Annotated in this window: 2 rRNA genes; both read right to left on the bottom strand. The window is 55.8% G+C overall.

Annotation, left to right across the window (positions count from 1 at the left end):
* A 23S ribosomal RNA gene (locus tag BLQ01_RS22010) occupies positions 1-2,039 on the bottom strand; the annotation flags it as partial.
* A gap of 591 nt (positions 2,040-2,630) precedes the next feature.
* Positions 2,631-3,403: ribosomal RNA gene (locus tag BLQ01_RS22005) — 16S ribosomal RNA — on the bottom strand; the annotation flags it as partial.

The raw sequence follows: 3,403 nt of genomic DNA, 5'->3' as shown, positions 1-3,403 counted from the left end.
GACTTCGCACGGACCTGTGTTTTTAGTAAACAGTCGCTTCCCCCTGGTCTCTGCGGCCCACACCCGCTCACGGAGAGCAAGTCTCCATCACGGGGCAGGCCCCCCTTCTCCCGAAGTTACGGGGGCATTTTGCCGAGTTCCTTAACCATAATTCTCTCGATCGCCTTGGTATTCTCTACCTGATCACCTGTGTCGGTTTGGGGTACGGGCGGCTAAAACCTCGCGTCGATGCTTTTCTTGGCAGCATAGGATCACCGGATCCCCCCTTACGGGAGTCCCATCAGATCTCAGGCACGTGCTCGAAGCACACAGGAACGGATTTGCCTATCCCTGACCCTACATCCTTAGACCGGGGCAACCATCGCCCGGCCCGGCTACCTTCCTGCGTCACACCTGTTAATACGCTTACCTCCCAGGATCAGGTCCCGCGCTCGGCCAAAACCCACAACACCACAAGGGTGAGCGGGCAGGCTCCGGGCGGTTAGTATCCCCCGCTTGGCATGGGCGGTTTTTCGCCGGTACGGGAATATCAACCCGTTGTCCATCGACTACGCCTGTCGGCCTCGCCTTAGGTCCCGACTTACCCAGGGCAGATTAGCTTGACCCTGGAACCCTTGATCATTCGGCGGACGGGTTTCTCACCCGTCTTTCGCTACTCATGCCTGCATTCTCACTCGTGTAGGCTCCACCGCTGGTTTACACCGCGACTTCACTGCCCACACGACGCTCCCCTACCACTCCACACCCCTGAACCACGAAGGCTAGGGCAATGTGTGAAATCCACAACTTCGGCGGTGTACTTGAGCCCCGCTACATTGTCGGCGCGGAATCACTTGACCAGTGAGCTATTACGCACTCTTTCAAGGATGGCTGCTTCTAAGCCAACCTCCTGGTTGTCTTCGCAACTCCACATCCTTTCCCACTTAGCACACGCTTAGGGGCCTTAGTTGGTGGTCTGGGCTGTTTCCCTCTCGACTATGAAGCTTATCCCCCACAGTCTCACTGCTGCGCTCTCACTTACCGGCATTCGGAGTTTGGCTGACGTCAGTAACCTTGTAGGGCCCATCGGCCATCCAGTAGCTCTACCTCCGGCAAGAAACACGCAACGCTGCACCTAAATGCATTTCGGGGAGAACCAGCTATCACGGAGTTTGATTGGCCTTTCACCCCTACCCACAGCTCATCCCCTCCATTTTCAACTGAAGTGGGTTCGGTCCTCCACGACGTCTTACCGTCGCTTCAACCTGGCCATGGGTAGATCACTCCGCTTCGGGTCTAGATCACGCCACTACACTCGCCCTATTCAGACTCGCTTTCGCTACGGCTACCCCACACGGGTTAACCTCGCGACGTAACACTAACTCGCAGGCTCATTCTTCAAAAGGCACGCCGTCACCAGAATCAGACTGGCTCCGACGGATTGTAAGCACACGGTTTCAGGTACTGTTTCACTCCCCTCCCGGGGTACTTTTCACCTTTCCCTCACGGTACTGGTCCGCTATCGGTCATTAGGAAGTATTTAGGCTTATCAGGTGGTCCTGACAGATTCGCACGGGATTTCTCGGGCCCCGTGCTACTTGGGATACTCTCCAGGCTGCACACAACATTACGGTTACGGGGCTCACACCCTCTCTGGCCGGCCTTTCAAGACCGTTCACCTATGCACGCACATCACCCCACTGGTCCGGCAGAACCAGAACGGAAAGTCCCACAACCCCGCCCATGCAACGCCCGCCGGCTATCACACATGGAAACGGTTTAGCCTGATCCGCGTTCGCTCGCCACTACTAACGGAATCACTATTGTTTTCTCTTCCTGCGGGTACTGAGATGTTTCACTTCCCCGCGTTCCCCCCACGCACCCTATGTGTTCAGATGCGGGTCACACAATCACCTTGCAGCGTTGTGCGGGGTTTCCCCATTCGGACATCCTGGGATCAACGCTCGGTTATCAACTCCCCCAGGCTTATCGCAGATTCCTACGTCCTTCTTCGGCTCCTAATGCCAAGGCATCCACCGTGTGCCCTTAAAAACTTGACCACACAAGATCAATAAACTTACTCGAGAGAACCACGACCACAAGGGCCAGGTTCATTCATAAGAAATTGCTGTAGAAACACACACACCAACCACCCCCACCCACCCCAAAAAGGGAAGGACAAAAGGATAATCAGCCACCGTGCATGTTTCAGATGCTCGCGTCCACTATGTAGTTCTCAAACAACAACCCCATCAACCAGCCCCCCACCCACCACAACCCACACACCAACGTGCACGGACCATGACAAACAGACAAGGAAAACCGGAAGCAGGAACAAAAGAAACACCAGAAGATGCCCCCCTGCATTGCTGCAAAAAGGTCCTGTTGCCTCAGGACCCAACAGTGCGCCAAACACAACCCACCAACCACGCCCCAGCAGCGTTCCACACACCCCACACCCCCCAAAAAGAAGGACACAAGATGCCGTACTAGCACCAGGACACAACCAGCAAAGGCCATGCCAAAAAATGATTTGTTGATATTCCACCCATGAGCACCCACCGCAGAACAAACGCCTGCGCAATGGGCAACACTGGCAACCCGTCATCCACCCATGCAGGCAAACAACACGACTGCTAGCAGCTCCTTAGAAAGGAGGTGATCCAGCCGCACCTTCCGGTACGGCTACCTTGTTACGACTTAGTCCCAATCGCCGGTCCCACCTTCGACGGCTCCCCCCACAAGGGTTAGGCCACCGGCTTCGGGTGTTACCAACTTTCGTGACTTGACGGGCGGTGTGTACAAGGCCCGGGAACGTATTCACCGCAGCGTTGCTGATCTGCGATTACTAGCGACTCCGACTTCATGGGGTCGAGTTGCAGACCCCAATCCGAACTGAGACCGGCTTTTTGGGATTAGCTCCACCTCACAGTATCGCAACCCTTTGTACCGGCCATTGTAGCATGCGTGAAGCCCAAGACATAAGGGGCATGATGATTTGACGTCGTCCCCACCTTCCTCCGAGTTGACCCCGGCAGTCTCCTATGAGTCCCCGCCATAACGCGCTGGCAACATAGAACGAGGGTTGCGCTCGTTGCGGGACTTAACCCAACATCTCACGACACGAGCTGACGACAACCATGCACCACCTGTAAACCGACCGCAAGCGGGGCACCTGTTTCCAGGTATTACCGGTTCATGTCAAGCCTTGGTAAGGTTCTTCGCGTTGCATCGAATTAATCCGCATGCTCCGCCGCTTGTGCGGGCCCCCGTCAATTCCTTTGAGTTTTAGCCTTGCGGCCGTACTCCCCAGGCGGGGCACTTAATGCGTTAGCTACGGCGCGGAAAACGTGGAATGTCCCCCACACCTAGTGCCCAACGTTTACGGCATGGACTACCAGGGTATCTAATCCTGTTCGCTCCC

The organism is Arthrobacter sp. UNCCL28 (genome assembly GCF_900102805.1).
Lineage (GTDB): Bacteria > Actinomycetota > Actinomycetes > Actinomycetales > Micrococcaceae > Arthrobacter > Arthrobacter nicotinovorans_A.
This window is presented reverse-complemented; position numbering and strand designations above follow the sequence as displayed.